The 14,080-nt window shown below is 36.6% G+C and carries 17 protein-coding genes; 11 read left to right on the forward strand and 6 right to left on the reverse strand.

Annotated elements, in window-relative coordinates; translation table 11 throughout:
- Positions 1–28 precede the first annotated feature (28 nt).
- A complete protein-coding gene (locus RMO03_RS06815; protein ID WP_309641346.1) occupies positions 29–2,059 on the forward strand; it encodes a dipeptidyl-peptidase 3 family protein in 2,031 nt (676 codons plus the stop codon).
- 63 nt (positions 2,060–2,122) lie between these two features.
- On the opposite strand, the gene RMO03_RS06820 is transcribed toward RMO03_RS06815, so the two are convergent.
- Positions 2,123–2,311 (reverse strand): hypothetical protein, encoded by a 189-nt coding sequence (locus RMO03_RS06820; protein WP_309641347.1) that lies wholly within the window; start codon positions 2,309–2,311, stop codon positions 2,123–2,125.
- Positions 2,312–2,390: 79 nt separating this feature from the next.
- Here RMO03_RS06820 and RMO03_RS06825 point away from each other — a divergent pair, with 79 nt between their 5' ends.
- A complete protein-coding gene (locus tag RMO03_RS06825; protein WP_309641348.1) occupies positions 2,391–2,786 on the forward strand; it encodes a nucleoside triphosphate pyrophosphohydrolase family protein in 396 nt (131 codons plus the stop codon).
- A 187-nt stretch (positions 2,787–2,973) separates the two neighbouring features.
- Here the strand turns inward: RMO03_RS06825 and RMO03_RS06830 are convergent, their stop codons facing one another.
- A complete protein-coding gene (locus tag RMO03_RS06830; protein WP_309641349.1) occupies positions 2,974–4,041 on the reverse strand; it encodes a branched-chain amino acid aminotransferase in 1,068 nt (355 codons plus the stop codon).
- 290 nt (positions 4,042–4,331) lie between these two features.
- On the opposite strand from RMO03_RS06830, the gene RMO03_RS06835 reads away from it, so the two are divergent.
- The 5 genes from RMO03_RS06835 (at position 4,332) to RMO03_RS06855 (ending at position 6,673) form a co-directional block, all read left to right on the forward strand.
- Positions 4,332–4,817, forward strand: a complete 486-nt coding sequence (locus RMO03_RS06835) for a DUF4920 domain-containing protein (protein WP_309641350.1) — start codon at positions 4,332–4,334, stop codon at positions 4,815–4,817.
- Positions 4,818–5,270 (forward strand): hypothetical protein, encoded by a 453-nt coding sequence (locus RMO03_RS06840; RefSeq protein WP_309641351.1) that lies wholly within the window; start codon positions 4,818–4,820, stop codon positions 5,268–5,270.
- Between the two features lie 2 nt (positions 5,271–5,272).
- Entirely contained in the window at positions 5,273–5,935 is a 663-nt protein-coding gene (mnmD, locus tag RMO03_RS06845) for a tRNA (5-methylaminomethyl-2-thiouridine)(34)-methyltransferase MnmD (protein ID WP_309641352.1), read from the forward strand.
- 116 nt (positions 5,936–6,051) lie between these two features.
- Positions 6,052–6,249 (forward strand): hypothetical protein, encoded by a 198-nt coding sequence (locus tag RMO03_RS06850; protein ID WP_309641353.1) that lies wholly within the window; start codon positions 6,052–6,054, stop codon positions 6,247–6,249.
- Positions 6,250–6,478: 229 nt separating this feature from the next.
- On the forward strand, positions 6,479–6,673 hold the full coding sequence (locus RMO03_RS06855) for a hypothetical protein (protein ID WP_298225086.1): 195 nt from the start codon (positions 6,479–6,481) through the stop codon (positions 6,671–6,673).
- 98 nt (positions 6,674–6,771) lie between these two features.
- Here the strand turns inward: RMO03_RS06855 and RMO03_RS06860 are convergent, their stop codons facing one another.
- The gene (locus RMO03_RS06860) at positions 6,772–7,713 is read right to left on the reverse strand and encodes a LysR substrate-binding domain-containing protein (protein WP_309641354.1); all 942 of its coding nucleotides are present in this window, start codon (positions 7,711–7,713) and stop codon (positions 6,772–6,774) included.
- Between the two features lie 148 nt (positions 7,714–7,861).
- Between RMO03_RS06860 and RMO03_RS06865 the strand changes: the two genes are divergently transcribed.
- The 3 genes from RMO03_RS06865 to can all read left to right on the forward strand — a co-directional run bounded on the left by RMO03_RS06865 (position 7,862) and on the right by can (position 10,590).
- The gene (locus tag RMO03_RS06865) at positions 7,862–8,143 is read left to right on the forward strand and encodes a hypothetical protein (RefSeq protein WP_309641355.1); all 282 of its coding nucleotides are present in this window, start codon (positions 7,862–7,864) and stop codon (positions 8,141–8,143) included.
- Between the two features lie 78 nt (positions 8,144–8,221).
- Positions 8,222–9,877: a SulP family inorganic anion transporter gene (locus RMO03_RS06870; RefSeq protein WP_309641356.1), complete on the forward strand. Its 1,656-nt coding sequence runs from the start codon at positions 8,222–8,224 to the stop codon at positions 9,875–9,877.
- Between the two features lie 74 nt (positions 9,878–9,951).
- A complete protein-coding gene (can, locus tag RMO03_RS06875; protein ID WP_309641357.1) occupies positions 9,952–10,590 on the forward strand; it encodes a carbonate dehydratase in 639 nt (212 codons plus the stop codon).
- A 28-nt stretch (positions 10,591–10,618) separates the two neighbouring features.
- Here can and RMO03_RS06880 read toward each other — a convergent pair whose 3' ends face one another.
- The 3 genes from RMO03_RS06880 to RMO03_RS06890 form a co-directional block, all read right to left on the reverse strand.
- Positions 10,619–11,818: an LETM1-related biofilm-associated protein gene (locus RMO03_RS06880; RefSeq protein ID WP_309641358.1), complete on the reverse strand. Its 1,200-nt coding sequence runs from the start codon at positions 11,816–11,818 to the stop codon at positions 10,619–10,621.
- A 77-nt stretch (positions 11,819–11,895) separates the two neighbouring features.
- Complete coding sequence (locus tag RMO03_RS06885) at positions 11,896–12,465, reverse strand: YdeI/OmpD-associated family protein (RefSeq protein ID WP_309641359.1); 570 nt, start codon at positions 12,463–12,465, stop codon at positions 11,896–11,898.
- Between the two features lie 6 nt (positions 12,466–12,471).
- Positions 12,472–12,999 (reverse strand): superoxide dismutase family protein, encoded by a 528-nt coding sequence (locus tag RMO03_RS06890; RefSeq protein WP_309641360.1) that lies wholly within the window; start codon positions 12,997–12,999, stop codon positions 12,472–12,474.
- A 159-nt stretch (positions 13,000–13,158) separates the two neighbouring features.
- Here RMO03_RS06890 and RMO03_RS06895 point away from each other — a divergent pair, with 159 nt between their 5' ends.
- Positions 13,159–14,076 (forward strand): YihY/virulence factor BrkB family protein, encoded by a 918-nt coding sequence (locus RMO03_RS06895; RefSeq protein WP_309641361.1) that lies wholly within the window; start codon positions 13,159–13,161, stop codon positions 14,074–14,076.
- The last annotated feature ends 4 nt before the right edge of the window (positions 14,077–14,080 follow it).

A 14,080-nucleotide genomic window follows, 5' to 3' on the forward strand; every position in this document is an offset into this window, starting at 1 on the left:
TTTAAATCAATACTTAAATATTTATATAATGAAATTATTAAATTTTAGCTGTGTTTTCTTCACGGTTTGCGTTTCATTCATTGGAAATGCACAATCGAAAAAAGATGCTGCAACTGCCAAAGACTCTTCTTTTAATTATGTAGTGGAACAATTTGCCGACATTCGCGTGTTGCGTTATCAAATTTCGGGTTGGGACAAACTGACGTTGAAAGAAAAAGAACTCGTTTATTTTCTAACGCAAGCCGGAAATTGCGGGCGCGATATTATGTGGGATCAACATTATAAGTACAATCTCAAAATCCGAAAAGCACTCGAGAAAATTTACACAACATACAAAGGCGATAAAACCAAAACCGATTGGAAGAATTTCGAAGTGTATCTAAAACGCGTTTGGTTCTCTAACGGCATTCACCACCATTACGCAAGCGATAAAATCAAACCTGCGTTCTCAAAAGAATATTTGAATGGTTTATTGAAAGCAACGAAAACTTCACTAGATGCAAAAATTGTTGACATTCTTTTCAATGATGTTGATGCCAAAAAAGTAAATCTCGATGAATCGAAAGGTTTGCTTGCGGGTTCTGCAATTAATTTTTATGATAAAGGTATCGAAGTCAAAGAAGTCGAAGATTTCTACTCGAAAATGAAAAGTCCCGATGCTGCGAAACCGTATTCTTACGGATTGAATTCAAAATTGGTTCGAAATTCTAAAGGCCAACTTGAAGAAAAAATCTGGAAAAGTGGCGGCATGTATGGCGCAGCGATTGACAAAATTACGTATTGGTTAGAGAAAGCAAAAGGCGTTGCAGAAAATAAAAAACAAGCCGATGCCCTAGCATTGTTGATCGATTTTTACAAAACAGGAAGTCTAAAAACTTGGGACGATTACAACATTGCTTGGCTTCAAGCTACCGAAGGCAACATCGATTATATCAATGGATTTATTGAAGTGTATAACGATCCGTTAGGCTATCGCGGTTCTTATGAAGGTGTGGTTCAAATCAAAGATTTCGACATGTCGGCCAAAATGGAAGTGGTTTCAAAAAATGCGCAATGGTTCGAAGACAATTCTCCATTGAAACCGGAACATAAAAAAGATACTGTAGTTGGAGTTTCATACAAAACCGTTGTCGTTGCAGGAGAATCAGGAGATTCATCGCCAAGCACACCCATCGGAGTCAACCTTCCAAATGCGGATTGGATTCGCGCAGAATATGGTTCGAAATCAGTTTCTCTAGGAAACATTATCGATGCCTATGCAAAATCAGCAGGAAAAGGAAAGTTGTTAGAATTTGCTAATGATTCAGAAGAAATTGCATTGGCTCAAAAATATGGTGAAATCGGAGATAAATTGCACACGGCTTTGCACGAAGTAGTGGGTCATGCTTCTGGTAAAATTAATGCGGGTGTTGGAACGCCAAAAGAAACTTTAAAAAGTTATGCATCAACTTTAGAAGAAGGCCGAGCGGATTTGGTTGGTTTGTACTATTTATACAATCCGAAATTGCAAGAATTGGGTTTGGTGGATGATTGGAAAAAAGTCGGTATGGAAGCTTATGACAGTTATATCAGAAACGGTCAGATGACACAATTGGTTCGCCTAGAATTAGGTGCCAACATCGAAGAAGCGCACATGAGAAACCGCCAATGGGTAAGTGGTTGGGTTTTTGAAAAAGGCCAAAGAGACAACGTGATTGAGAAATTAACACGTAACGGAAAGACGTATTATAACATTACCAACTACGAAAAATTGCACGAATTGTTCGGCGAATTATTACGCGAAGTGCAACGTATTAAATCAGAAGGCGATTTCAATGCAGGAAAAAATCTCGTGGAAAATTACGGTGTGAAAGTCGATCAAAAATTGCATGCTGAAGTGCTTGAAAGAAACAAACAATTTACAAATGCACCTTACAACGGTTTTGTAAATCCGGTATTGGTTCCGCAAATGGATAAAGAAGGAAACATTACGAATATTATTGTAAAACAGCCAAAATCATTCGCTGAGCAGATGTTGCAATATTCGAAAGAGTATAGTTTTCTGCCTTCGGAAAATTAATCAGAAGATACAATCAATAAAGAAACGCTTTCAAATTTTGGAAGCGTTTTTTATTTTAAAAAGTTAACGCTTCATAGTGACTTTAATCACAAAAAGCAATGCGATAAAAACCAAAAAAGCAATCAAAACTTTGTAATTTCCTTTATAGAATTTTTGATGTACGAGAATGTCTTTGCGGTATGAAAAGATCATAATGATTACAAAAGCGACGAAAAATAAAGCGGCAAATGTCCATTGTCCGGTTGAAAACATAGTGATAATATTTTGAGCAAATCTAAGCAATTGTATGCAAAAGTTATTATTTTGCACTACCAATTAATTCATAAATATTATGCAAAAACAACTGCTTGCCGTAAAGGAATTTCATACTGCTTTTGCTATTGGACACAGTGAAATTCCAAGAGCTGATTTGGGTGAAATCAAAAACATACTTCGTTTCAATCTGATGAAAGAAGAAAATGAAGAATACTTAGAAGCCGTTCAAAACAATGATTTAATTGAGATTGCTGATGCTTTGGGCGATATGCTCTACATCTTATGCGGCACCATTATCGAACACGGATTGCAACATAAAATAGAAGAAGTTTTCGATGAAATTCAACGCAGCAATATGAGCAAGTTAGGCGAAGATGGAAATCCAATTTATAGAGAAGACGGCAAAGTGATGAAAGGCCCGAATTATTTCAAACCGGATTTTTCGAATATTATTGGAAACGCTACGCTTTAGAGACGCTGCGCTAGAGACACGGTTGCACCTTTAGACACGCCCAGCAGGCTTTGGATAAAAAAAGATTCAATAAAAAACCGGAAACATTATAATTTCCGGTTTTTTTATTCTAACAGTCTAAAGCGAAGCGTGTCTATAGGCGTAGCCGTGTCCAAAGCCCGTAGGGCGTGTCTTGAGCGCAGCGTGTCTAAATTTTAACCGTCCACCCAAAAGTGTCCTCAGCCAATTTATATTGAATGTTTGTCAATTTATCTTTCAATTCCAACGCAACAGAATGTTCTTGTTTCGGCACTTCATAATACACATCATCATAAGAAAATCCTGCAATCGGATTGACCACTGCGGCTGTTCCGGCGCCGAATATTTCTTTCAAACTACCATCTTTGGAGGCATTGATTAGTTCAGAAACCAACACCGATTTTTCTTCGACTTTAATGCCGTCGCGCTTGGCAATATCGATGAGGCTTTTTCTTGTCACGCCGTCGAGAATTCTTTCGCTTGTTGGCGCTGTATATAAAGTATCATTGATTCTGAAAAACACATTCATCGTTCCGGCTTCTTCCAATTTGGTGTGCGTCGCATCATCAGTCCAAATGATTTGTTGGTATCCTTTCTCATTGGCCAGTTTCGTTGGATAGAATTGCGCAGAGTAATTTCCGGCAGCTTTTGCAGCTCCGATTCCACCATTGGCAGCACGGCTGTAATGATCTGCAATGAGTACTTTCACTTCACCGGAATAATAAGATTTAGCAGGTGAAAGTATAATCATAAAACGATATTGCGTAGAAGGTGCAGCAATAACGCCACTTCCAATCGCAATCATAAACGGACGGATATATAACGTATTTCCCATGCCTTTCTTGACCCAATTGCGTTCGAGATCAATCAATTGATGCAAACCGCTCATGAATATTTCTTCTGGAATTTCTGGCATTGCCATACGCACCGCTGATTTATTCAAACGATTCAAGTTCTGATCCGGACGGAACAACCAAACTTCATCTTGCTCGGTTTTATAGGCTTTCATACCTTCAAATATGGCTTGCCCGTAGTGAAAAACTTTCGCCGACGGATCGATCATAAAAGGTTCGTAAGGTTTGATTTGTGGTTTGTGCCATTGTCCTTCTTTAAAATCACAAACCAACATATGATCGGTGAAAACACTCCCGAAAGAAAGGTTTTCAAAATCAACAGTATTAATTTTTGAAGCGGGAACAGTAACGATATCGATTTCGTGAGTAGTATTTGAACTCATTTACAGCTGGGTTTTGAAATGAAATAAAATTGTAAGTACTTGATAATGAATGACTAAAAAACGATATTTTATAAAATAAAATTTTCGGTTTTAATTTTGGCTAAAATAATAAAATTGCCGCATTTTATTGATGCTAAATCGAATAAATTACTTCTTTTTCTTTTTTATGAATTTTAAAACTTAATAGGCTGTCGATTTGGCAATTGGAAATAAAAAAGGCCGTGATTTCTTTCTGTGTGAATAAATAACTGCCTATTTTTGCTTTCATCCTATAATTTAAATTCATAAAAATGAAAAAAATAATCCTTGTTATAAGTATAGTTGTATTGAGTTGGAATTGTCAAAATAAATCGAAAGTCGAGCAACCAAAAGACGAATATGCTTCTTTCGGAAAAAAGATTTCCAAAGACAGCGTCATGTCGAAAGAAGAATTGTTTGCAAAATATGCAGGTTTGAATGAAGGTGATACCATCAATATCAAATTTGCTTCCAGAATTGATGATGTATGCCAGAAAAAAGGTTGCTGGATGAATGTTGATTTGGTCAATGATGAGAAGGTTTTTGTGAAATTTAAAGATTACGGTTTCTTCATGCCATTGAATTCAAAGAACGAACAAACCATTGTCAATGGTAAAGCATTCTTGAGTGTTGAAAGTGTTGCCGAATTGAAACATTATGCAAAAGATGCAGGAAAACCTCAAGTTGAGATTGACAGTATCAAAACACCGGTAACGACTTACGGCTTTTTGGCTGATGGCGTTTTAATCAAAAAATAAATGAAAAAATTACTGATATTGTTGGTTTTGATTTTCGCTTGCAGTTGTGGTAAAAAGCAAGAAACAGCGAAAGAAGAAACCTGTTCTTCAAAAATAAAAGTAGAGAAAGAAGGCAAGTTTAAGATGTATGAAATGTCTGAAATGTCTACTTTAATGGAACAAATGTATGTCGATAACCAACGATTGAAACAACGCATCCAAAAAGGCGATACGATTGGTGCATTTCCCAATCACTTTCTTGAAATCCATAAAGCGGTGATGACTGATCCAAGCGAGAATGACGCTTTTTTCAAAGACCAAGCAGCACAATTCATTAAAGCGCAAGAATTGATTTATCAAGATCCGAAAAATGCGAAAGAGCATTTCAACGACGGCGTTAATGCTTGTATTCAATGTCATGAAGTGAAATGTGCCGGACCGATTCAAAGAATCAAGAAATTGTATATTCCATAAACATGCAAAGAGAAATCATTACGACTTCCGATGGCTCGACGACGATTCACTTGCCGGAATGGAATGAAAATTACCATTCAAAACACGGGGCCATTCAAGAGGCGAAGCATGTTTTCATCCAAAACGGACTTTCATTATTCACAGGAAAATCGATTGCCATTTTAGAAATCGGTTTTGGGACTGGGCTTAATGCATTCATCACTTACCTCGAATCGAAAAAACTCAATATCGATGTTGATTATGTTGGAGTAGAAGCGTATCCGATTTCTCAAGATGAAATTTCATCGATGAACTACGTTAAAGAATTGAATGCCAATGCAGAAAATGCAGTTTTTGAAAAAATGCATGCTTCTGCATGGGAAGAAAAATTTGAAATCTCCAAAACATTTTCATTAACTAAAAGACAGCAATTCTTCAATACGATTGATGACATCGAACGTTTTGATCTAATCTATTTTGATGCTTTCGGCTATCGTGTGCAACCCGAATTGTGGAGCACGGCAATTTTTCAACGGATGTATAACGCCTTGAAAACCAATGGCGTTTTAGTGACTTATGCCGCACGCGGTGTCGTCAAAAGAAGCATGATTGAAGTGGGATTTACAGTCGAAAAACTCGCCGGACCACCCGGAAAACGCGAGATGTTTCGCGCTACCAAAAATTAATTGAATATTCCTTTGCCAATTAACGTTTCGTTTGTAAAAGCGAATTATTTTTTATTTAAATTTGACTAACGTTTTTAGATTTAATCAACCAATAACCCAAAAGGTAATTTTATTTTATGAAAAGAACCATGTTTGCTTACACCAAAAACATACTTGAAAGAGTAAGTTTTGATCCTTTACTTTTTTGTAAGGAATTAGAGAAAGCATTGAAACTGCTGCTACCTTATGAGATTGAGCAACTAACGGAATGGCTTTTAAATTACACCGTTGAAAAACCCGAATTAAGGCAATGCCTTATTTATGTGAACCGATAAAACTAAAAGGAGCTTAAATGGCTCCTTTTTTAATGCACTATATCGAAATAGTTGTTAAATTCTTCTTAATTTACGTAAGATAAATCTTTATTTAAATTTAAAAAAGTGCATTTCATCGATTTTATTGGTGCTTAATCGTATTTTTTTAAACTTTTCTATTGTAGTGAATGTTTTTTTCTTTTACATTTACCAAACGTTCTTACTAAGATAACCCCTAAATCTTACCATTATGCCTAGAATGATCTACGACTACACGAAATCGGTGCTCGAAAGAGTGAGCTTCGATCCGGTTCTTTTTTGTAAAGAATTACGAAAAGCAATTAAAAATTTGTTGCCTTATGAGCTTGAACAATTAAAGAAATGGTTGACCAACTTTACTACTGAAAAGCCTGAACTGCAGCAATATATAAGCATTGTAAACTAATATCGAAAAAGATACTATTTGGTTTCTTTTTTAAGACAAATTGCACTAATTAGCACGAATTAATCCGTGTAAATTAGTGCAATTCGTGTTTATGGAAATTACTTTTTAGACATCGGACTAATAATTTCCACATTCTGAAAAACTATCGCGCCTTTAATGACACCGGCTATCGTAGCTCTTAACGCGTCGATGATTTGGATTTTAAGTTCTGTTTTCGGGAAAATCAAACTGACTTCACGCGCAGGTTTGGGTTCTTTGAAATGTTTCAGTTTCGTTTTGTCGCTGTCTTTCAAATCTAACGTATGCAAATAAGGAAGTAGCGTAATGCCCAATCCTTCATCCGCCAATTTAATCAGTGTTTCAAAACTGCCGCTTTCCAATTGAAAATGATTGATTTCGTTTTTGCTGACGTTTTTGCACAAATTCAAGATACCATCGCGGAAGCAATGGCCATCCTGCAATAGTAGGATTTCATCTATATTCAAATCACTAACTTCAATTTCTGTTTTCGAATAATTCTTATGCGATTGTGGAATGTAAGCCACAAAGGGTTCGAAATACAAAACGATTTCCTTAATTTTTTCTTCCATCAATGGTGTTGCGGCAATCGCTGCATCGAGATGTCCGTTTTTGAGTCTGGTGATGATTTCATCAGTATTTAATTCTTCGATGATGAGTTTAACTTTCGGATACTTTTTAATGAAGTTATTGAGGAACATCGGCAGCAAAGTCGGCATAATTGTCGGTATAATACCCAAACGAAATTCACCGCCAATAAACCCTTTTTGCTGTTCGACTATGTCTTGCATGCGGTCGGCTTCATTGACAATATTCTTCGCTTGATTGACAATCTTATGCCCAATTTCAGTAAGTTGAATAGGCTTTTTACTACGATCAAAAATCTGAATATTGAGTTCTTCTTCTACTTTTTGAATCTGCATGCTCAATGTGGGTTGGGTGACGAAACATTTTTCTGCAGCGAGTGTAAAATTCTTATGTTCAGCAACCGCCAAAACATATTGTAGTTGAGTAATAGTCATTTATAATGTAATTTGATGCAAATATAAAAAATCATCAATTTAAACTATAGTTTTAAACATTTTATCTTCCATTTTATGGATGTTAATTTTATTTTAAATTTCTAACCGCCATTTCCCATTCCAATCTTGAACCGTTACATTTGCGCTCATGAAGTTCATCGCAAAATTACTTTTGATACTGTTCATTACTTTTCTTTCAACGCCAACTATAGTAAGCTTGATTGAAAAGAAAACGGATACGTCTTGTTTTTACAGCACTTCTGAAGAAGAACAAATTCATAAAGAAGTGAAAGCTGAACTCAAATTAGAACCGGAATACACTTTAGTTACTTTCCCAATCACTACTTCAAGTTTGATTCTTTCAGAGAATTTATCAAAGCATGATCACATTGCTTCGAAGATATTCATTCCACCGCCCGAACAAGTTTAATACATCGTTTTTATTTTAAAAATCATTCTCATTTTTCAATGAGAGTAAACGTTTTGTATTCAATTTTATTAAGGTATCATGACAAAAAAAATCAATATTTTGGCCAACCTTAAATCTGATTTTGCTTCAGGTTTAGTGGTTTTTTTGGTGGCGCTTCCGTTATGTTTAGGCATTGCCATGGCATCGGGCGCACCGTTATTTTCAGGTATTATTTCAGGAATCATCGGCGGCATCGTCGTTGGTTATTTAAGCCAATCGCAACTTAGTGTTTCCGGACCGGCAGCGGGTTTAACCGCAATTGTTTTGACTGCAATTACAGATTTAGGCGCATTCAATATTTTCCTGACTGCCGTTTTCATCGCAGGTTTAGTTCAATTATTACTAGGATTCATCAAAGCAGGAAGTATTTCAAATTATTTCCCAACCAATGTCATCGAAGGCATGCTCGCGGGAATTGGAATCATTATTATCCTAAAACAACTGCCGCATGCGTTTGGTTATGATAGCGATTTTGAAGGCGATGAAGCTTTTTTGCAACTCGATGGTAGCAATACGATTTCGGCATTCACAGCGCTCTTAAATCACGTTGAGTTGGGTTCGATGATTATTACGGCAATTTCCTTAATGATATTAATTGCTTGGGATAAAATTCCAGCATTGAAAAAAATGAAATTGATTCCGGGAGCTTTAATAGCAGTTGTTATTGGAGTTGTTTTGAATGAAATTTTCACCGCGACCGGAAGTTCATTAGCTATCGAAAAGCAGCATTTGGTTTCTCTGCCAATCCCAACTTCTATCGAAGAATTAAAAACAATTATTACGCTCCCTGATTTCACCGCAGTAACCAATTCAAAAGTTTGGATAACGGGTTTGACCATTGCGGTTGTCGCTTCCATTGAAACCTTATTGTGCATCGAAGCAGCTGATAGAATGGATGCTCAAAAGCGTTATACCGACACCAACGTCGAACTAAAAGCGCAAGGAATCGGAAATATGCTGAGTTCACTTTTAGGTGGTTTGCCAATGACTTCAGTAGTTGTTAGAACTTCGGCGAATAGCAATGCAGGTGCGAAATCAAAAATGTCGACGATGATTCATGGCATTTTATTATTGTTGAGTGTGATGATCATTCCGGCTGTTTTGAATAAAATTCCACTCGCAACATTGGCTGCCATTTTATTACTCGTTGGATATAAACTCGCAAAACCAGCAACGTTCTTTCATTTCTGGGAAAAAGGTAAATACCAATTTGTTCCGTTTATTGCGACATTGATAGCTGTGGTTTTCACGGATTTATTAAAGGGTGTTGCATTAGGAATCATCATCAGCATCATTTTCGTTTTGAAAGGCAATCTCAAACGCGCTTACAGTTTCCGCAAAGAAGCTTATGCCGACGGTGATATCATTCACATCGATTTGGCACAGGAAGTTTCATTTCTGAATAAAGCTGCAATAAAATCAACTTTGAAAGCTATTCCTGAAAATTCTCGTGTCATTATTAATGCGCACGACACGGTTTACATCGCGCATGATATTCTCGATCTGATTCGTGAGTTTAAAACAACACGCGCCATTGATGAAAACATTAAAGTCAAACTCAAAGGTTTCAAAAAGGCATACCAGCTTCAAAATACAGAAGAATCGATGAATAAAGTAACCTTCGAACACTATTATGACGCCGCTAAAAGGAAAATGGTTCAAAAGGAAATTTTTAATGAAGAGAATAACAAATAATGCATAAAACTTACAGATAATTTTCTATTTTTATAATCGATTAACCCAATGTGGTTAACTAAAAAACAACAACTATGAGCACTGATTTTTATAAAAAAATATTAGAGAACAACAAGCAATGGGTTGAAAAAGCTTTAGCCCAAGACCCCAATTATTTTAAGGATTTAGCGAAAGGACAAACGCCGCCACTGCTGTGGATTGGTTGCTCTGACAGCCGCGTTCCAGCAAATGAAATTATAGGCGCCAAACCGGGTGAAGTTTTCGTACATAGAAATATTGCCAATATGGTCGTGCATTCGGATATGAATATGCTAAGTGTACTCGATTATGCCGTAAATGTACTCAAAGTAAAACACGTCATCGTCTGCGGACATTATGGTTGTGGTGGTATAAAAGCCGCAATGGGCAACGATTCAATCGGGATTATCGACAACTGGATTCGCCATATCAAAGATGTGTATCGTTTGCATCATGTGTATTTGGATTCGATTATCAATGAAGATGACCGTTTCAACGCATTCGTAGAACTCAATGTTAAAGAACAGGTTTTCGATTTGGCCAAAACTTCGATTGTACAAGCTGCCTGGCGACACGGTCAAGAGTTGACGCTGCATGGTTGGGCGTACGGATTGAATTCTGGTTTTGTGACTGATTTGAATGTCAACATCAGTTCCGAAAGAGATTTGGATCAGGTGTATCAATTGAAATTCTAAAAATAAAGTCGCTTTCGGGCGGCTTTTTTTATTCGTCTTCTAAATTTTCATTGAATGAAGAAGGTAATAATTGCGGAATGAATTTAATCAAAATGGGCAACAACAAACTACCACCTGGAATTAGGAAAATCGTTAGTGAAGGCACGCTTTTGCAAATATCAAGCAACTGCTTTTTGACTTTCTTTTTCTCGTCTTTATTAAGATCTCGCTGCGTTGAATAGGCGAGAAGCACCATCAATTCTTTGCTTTCCGAAATTTCTTTGACTAGTCTTTTTTGGTTTCGCTTGATTAAAGTAACCACCATTTGTGTCGTTTGGTCGTAGAAATGTTTTACAGGATTTGAGTAATTGAAATATGGAATTTCTTTTTTATATTTTGTAATGAAAGCGTCGGTTGCAGTAATACTTTTCTTGACAAAATCATCAGAAACATTCATAATCGCAGCTAAAGAATACAAGAAATAAGCTTCATCATTTTCTACTTTACCGTCACTCCACATCGCCAATCCGGCCATATCAATCAAGTAATAGCGCTCTAATGGGTTTTCAAAATAAGGCAATTCGAGTGCTTCGAGATTCTGAATATTGACTTTAGAAAACTTACTGTAACGCACTGAAGCTTCAAAAAGTTTGATCAGTAAATCATCGTGTTGTGATTTATTCGACTTGGTTCTAAGCGCCAATGTGACAATACTGACAATATTTTCTTCGAGTTTTTGCAGGTATTTTTCAGGAATTTTACCTTCATTCAAATAATGTTGAAATGCTAAAATATCTACAAACAACAAAGCATTCGTAACAATATGCGAGAAGTTTTTGCTGATGATGTTGTCGTTGGTTTGCACGCGATCGTCGATGATTTTTTCTAGATTCAACGCCGGTGAAGAGCTTGACCAAACCTTCTTAAACAGCGTAAACCCTTGTGGATTCATTTCGTTGTAAAAAGCTACTGCTTGATTTAAAAAATGATTGGTGCTTTTATCAGTCGAATTCAGTTTAAAAATCTGATACAATGCATTGAGCAAAGCTGCTTTCGAAACCTCGTCGTTGAGCCAACCGTTGATATTGGTTTTGTTTTCAGTAGAAAAAGAAATGATGTGCCCATAAATGAAACCTGTTTTGCGGATGTTTTCATAAAACAAATCGACATCTTCCAAATCAATAGCCTTCACAGACTTTTGATCCGTAAAAAATTTGTCAATCCAACCTGGTGCTGATGGGTTAATCATGCCTTTGATTTTAGGCTACAAAGCTATACTTTTTTGAGAATTTTAGCCGAATTGTAATTTATTTTATTGTCAACAAATTAGGGTCTCGATTTGATGTTTTGCTCACAAAATTTTATAATTTCCAGTATTCGATTTTGTCGTGTTTCTTCGCGTTTCGCATGATTGAGCCAATAAAGATAACTCTTTCGATACGACGGACTAAATTTTTGATAATTTTCGTAAGCTTTTGGATTCGCATTAAAAGCCGTTTGTAAATCTTCAGGAACGACTAATTCTTCTACATTATCGAGCGTTGTCCACGAACCGTTTTGCTTGGCGATTTCGATTTTTTTGAGGCCACTTTCATGCATTAGGTTTTCCTCAATAAGTCTTTCGATATACGTTTTATTGAGTTTACTCCAAACACTTTTTTCCTTTCTCGGTGTGAAGGTTTGTTTGCGGCGTTCTTCATCTACTTTTCGCACAGTCGAATCAATCCAACCGTAACAAATCGCCACTTGCACCGCTTCTTCCCAACGCATGCTTTCAAATGTACTGTCGACACGGTAAAATATTAAATCAATGCCTTTTGATATATGGTGATGCTCATGCAGCCAATGGCGCCACTCCTGAGCATTTTTAAAATAATGTAATTCTTTTTCTTCCAACTCAAATTATTTTATGATGGCTGAACATGCTACTCTTGCACCTGCATTTCCCGAAGGTTGTGTCGTAAAGTCGTCGGTTCCATCGTGAACAATAAGTCCTTTTCCAAGTATGTCTTTAGCAGGATCGCCGCATCCGATGCACCATTCATTGGTAGTTAATGTAATGGTTCCATTTCCTTTAGCATCGGCTGTAAAATTGCCAATATCGCCTTTGTGATATTCACCAACACCCCATTTTCCATGCTTTTTGAAAGTCGGATTCCAATGACCTCCGGCTGAACTTCCATCAGCTGCTGTACAATCTGATTTTTCATGAATGTGAATCGCATGTACTCCGGGTTTGAGTCCGGCCATGTTGGCAACAAAGGTTACGCTGCCGTTTTTTTCAACAAACGATGCTGTTCCGGTAACATTACTGTTACTTTTTGATTCGAATGTGAGGCTTAATTTTTTGGTATCTGCCGAGTTGCTATTGGTTTTGCAACTGAAGATTATCGCGCCAATCAGAACGAAAAATAAAATGATTTTTTTCATGATGTGTTTCTTTCAAAGGTAAACAAAAACAAAAAATGGCGTATTATTTTTATCGTAATTATGAAATATATCTAGCGAATTATAAAAATTCCCTTTTGTATTTTTGAGACAAGTCTGCATTTGATATGGCTTGTGATTGTGTATTTTAAATCGATGACTATGAAAGTGATTCCGTTTTTGAAAACAACTTGGCACTTACTTAAAGATACCTACAAAGAATTTGACGATGACAATGCGATAAAACTCAGTGCTTCACTTTCGTATTATACAATTTTTGCATTACCGCCATTGGTGATGATTATCTTATCTATATGCGGTGTTTTTTTTGGTAAGGATGCAGTCAACGGCACATTTTTCTGGCAGATTCATGGCATGGTTGGAAAAGAAGCAGCACTACAGATTCAGGAAACGATTAAAAATATTCAACTGTCAGACAGTAATGTATTCGCCACGATTTTTGGTAGCATTACTTTATTGATTGGCGCTTCCGGAGTTTTTGCCGAAATACAAAGTTCTATCAATTTTATATGGGGATTGAAAGCCAAACCCAACAAAGGCTTGATGAAATTTATCAAGAACCGGTTGATGTCATTTTCGATGATTGCTGCCGTTGGATTTTTACTTTTGGTAAGTTTAACTGTCAATGCGGTTATGGATATACTGAATGCTAGACTGATTCGTTATTTTCCGGATGCGACCGTATTGCTGTTCTACATATTCAATATCATTATTTTACTGCTAATCACAACGCTGCTGTTTTCAATCATTTTTAGGAGTTTGCCCGATGGCTCGATTGCTTGGAAAGATACGTTGATTGGCTCATCGGTCACCGCGATTCTTTTTATGATTGGGAAATTTGTAATTGGATACTATATTGGAAGTTCGACCATAGGTTCAGCATATGGCGCTGCAGGTTCGGTCATTATTATTTTGGTTTGGGTGTATTATTCCGCGATTATTTTATATTTCGGCGCAGAATTTACAAAAGTGTATGCGTTACAATACGGCAAAAAAATCATTCCTAATGATTATGCAGTCGAAATCAGAAAGGAAATCTTTGAGACTAAAAAAAGCTGACTAT

The organism is Flavobacterium sp., assembly GCF_031411595.1.
GTDB lineage: Bacteria > Bacteroidota > Bacteroidia > Flavobacteriales > Flavobacteriaceae > Flavobacterium.

What these genes read in the sequence shown, in the direction of transcription:
- mnmD (WP_309641352.1), top strand. Translation starts at nt 5,273, where the DNA reads ATGCAAAGAGAAATCATTACGACTTCCGATGGCTCGACGACGATTCAC.
- RMO03_RS06855 (WP_298225086.1), top strand. Translation starts at nt 6,479, where the DNA reads ATGCCTAGAATGATCTACGACTACACGAAATCGGTGCTCGAAAGAGTG.
- RMO03_RS06860 (WP_309641354.1), bottom strand. Translation starts at nt 7,713, where the DNA reads ATGACTATTACTCAACTACAATATGTTTTGGCGGTTGCTGAACATAAG.
- RMO03_RS06880 (WP_309641358.1), bottom strand. Translation starts at nt 11,818, where the DNA reads ATGATTAACCCATCAGCACCAGGTTGGATTGACAAATTTTTTACGGAT.
- RMO03_RS06890 (WP_309641360.1), bottom strand. Translation starts at nt 12,999, where the DNA reads ATGAAAAAAATCATTTTATTTTTCGTTCTGATTGGCGCGATAATCTTC.
- RMO03_RS06870 (WP_309641356.1), top strand. Translation starts at nt 8,222, where the DNA reads ATGACAAAAAAAATCAATATTTTGGCCAACCTTAAATCTGATTTTGCT.
- RMO03_RS06850 (WP_309641353.1), top strand. Translation starts at nt 6,052, where the DNA reads ATGAAAAGAACCATGTTTGCTTACACCAAAAACATACTTGAAAGAGTA.
- can (WP_309641357.1), top strand. Translation starts at nt 9,952, where the DNA reads ATGAGCACTGATTTTTATAAAAAAATATTAGAGAACAACAAGCAATGG.
- RMO03_RS06820 (WP_309641347.1), bottom strand. Translation starts at nt 2,311, where the DNA reads ATGTTTTCAACCGGACAATGGACATTTGCCGCTTTATTTTTCGTCGCT.
- RMO03_RS06830 (WP_309641349.1), bottom strand. Translation starts at nt 4,041, where the DNA reads ATGAGTTCAAATACTACTCACGAAATCGATATCGTTACTGTTCCCGCT.
- RMO03_RS06895 (WP_309641361.1), top strand. Translation starts at nt 13,159, where the DNA reads ATGAAAGTGATTCCGTTTTTGAAAACAACTTGGCACTTACTTAAAGAT.
- RMO03_RS06835 (WP_309641350.1), top strand. Translation starts at nt 4,332, where the DNA reads ATGAAAAAAATAATCCTTGTTATAAGTATAGTTGTATTGAGTTGGAAT.
- RMO03_RS06840 (WP_309641351.1), top strand. Translation starts at nt 4,818, where the DNA reads ATGAAAAAATTACTGATATTGTTGGTTTTGATTTTCGCTTGCAGTTGT.
- RMO03_RS06815 (WP_309641346.1), top strand. Translation starts at nt 29, where the DNA reads ATGAAATTATTAAATTTTAGCTGTGTTTTCTTCACGGTTTGCGTTTCA.
- RMO03_RS06865 (WP_309641355.1), top strand. Translation starts at nt 7,862, where the DNA reads ATGAAGTTCATCGCAAAATTACTTTTGATACTGTTCATTACTTTTCTT.
- RMO03_RS06825 (WP_309641348.1), top strand. Translation starts at nt 2,391, where the DNA reads ATGCAAAAACAACTGCTTGCCGTAAAGGAATTTCATACTGCTTTTGCT.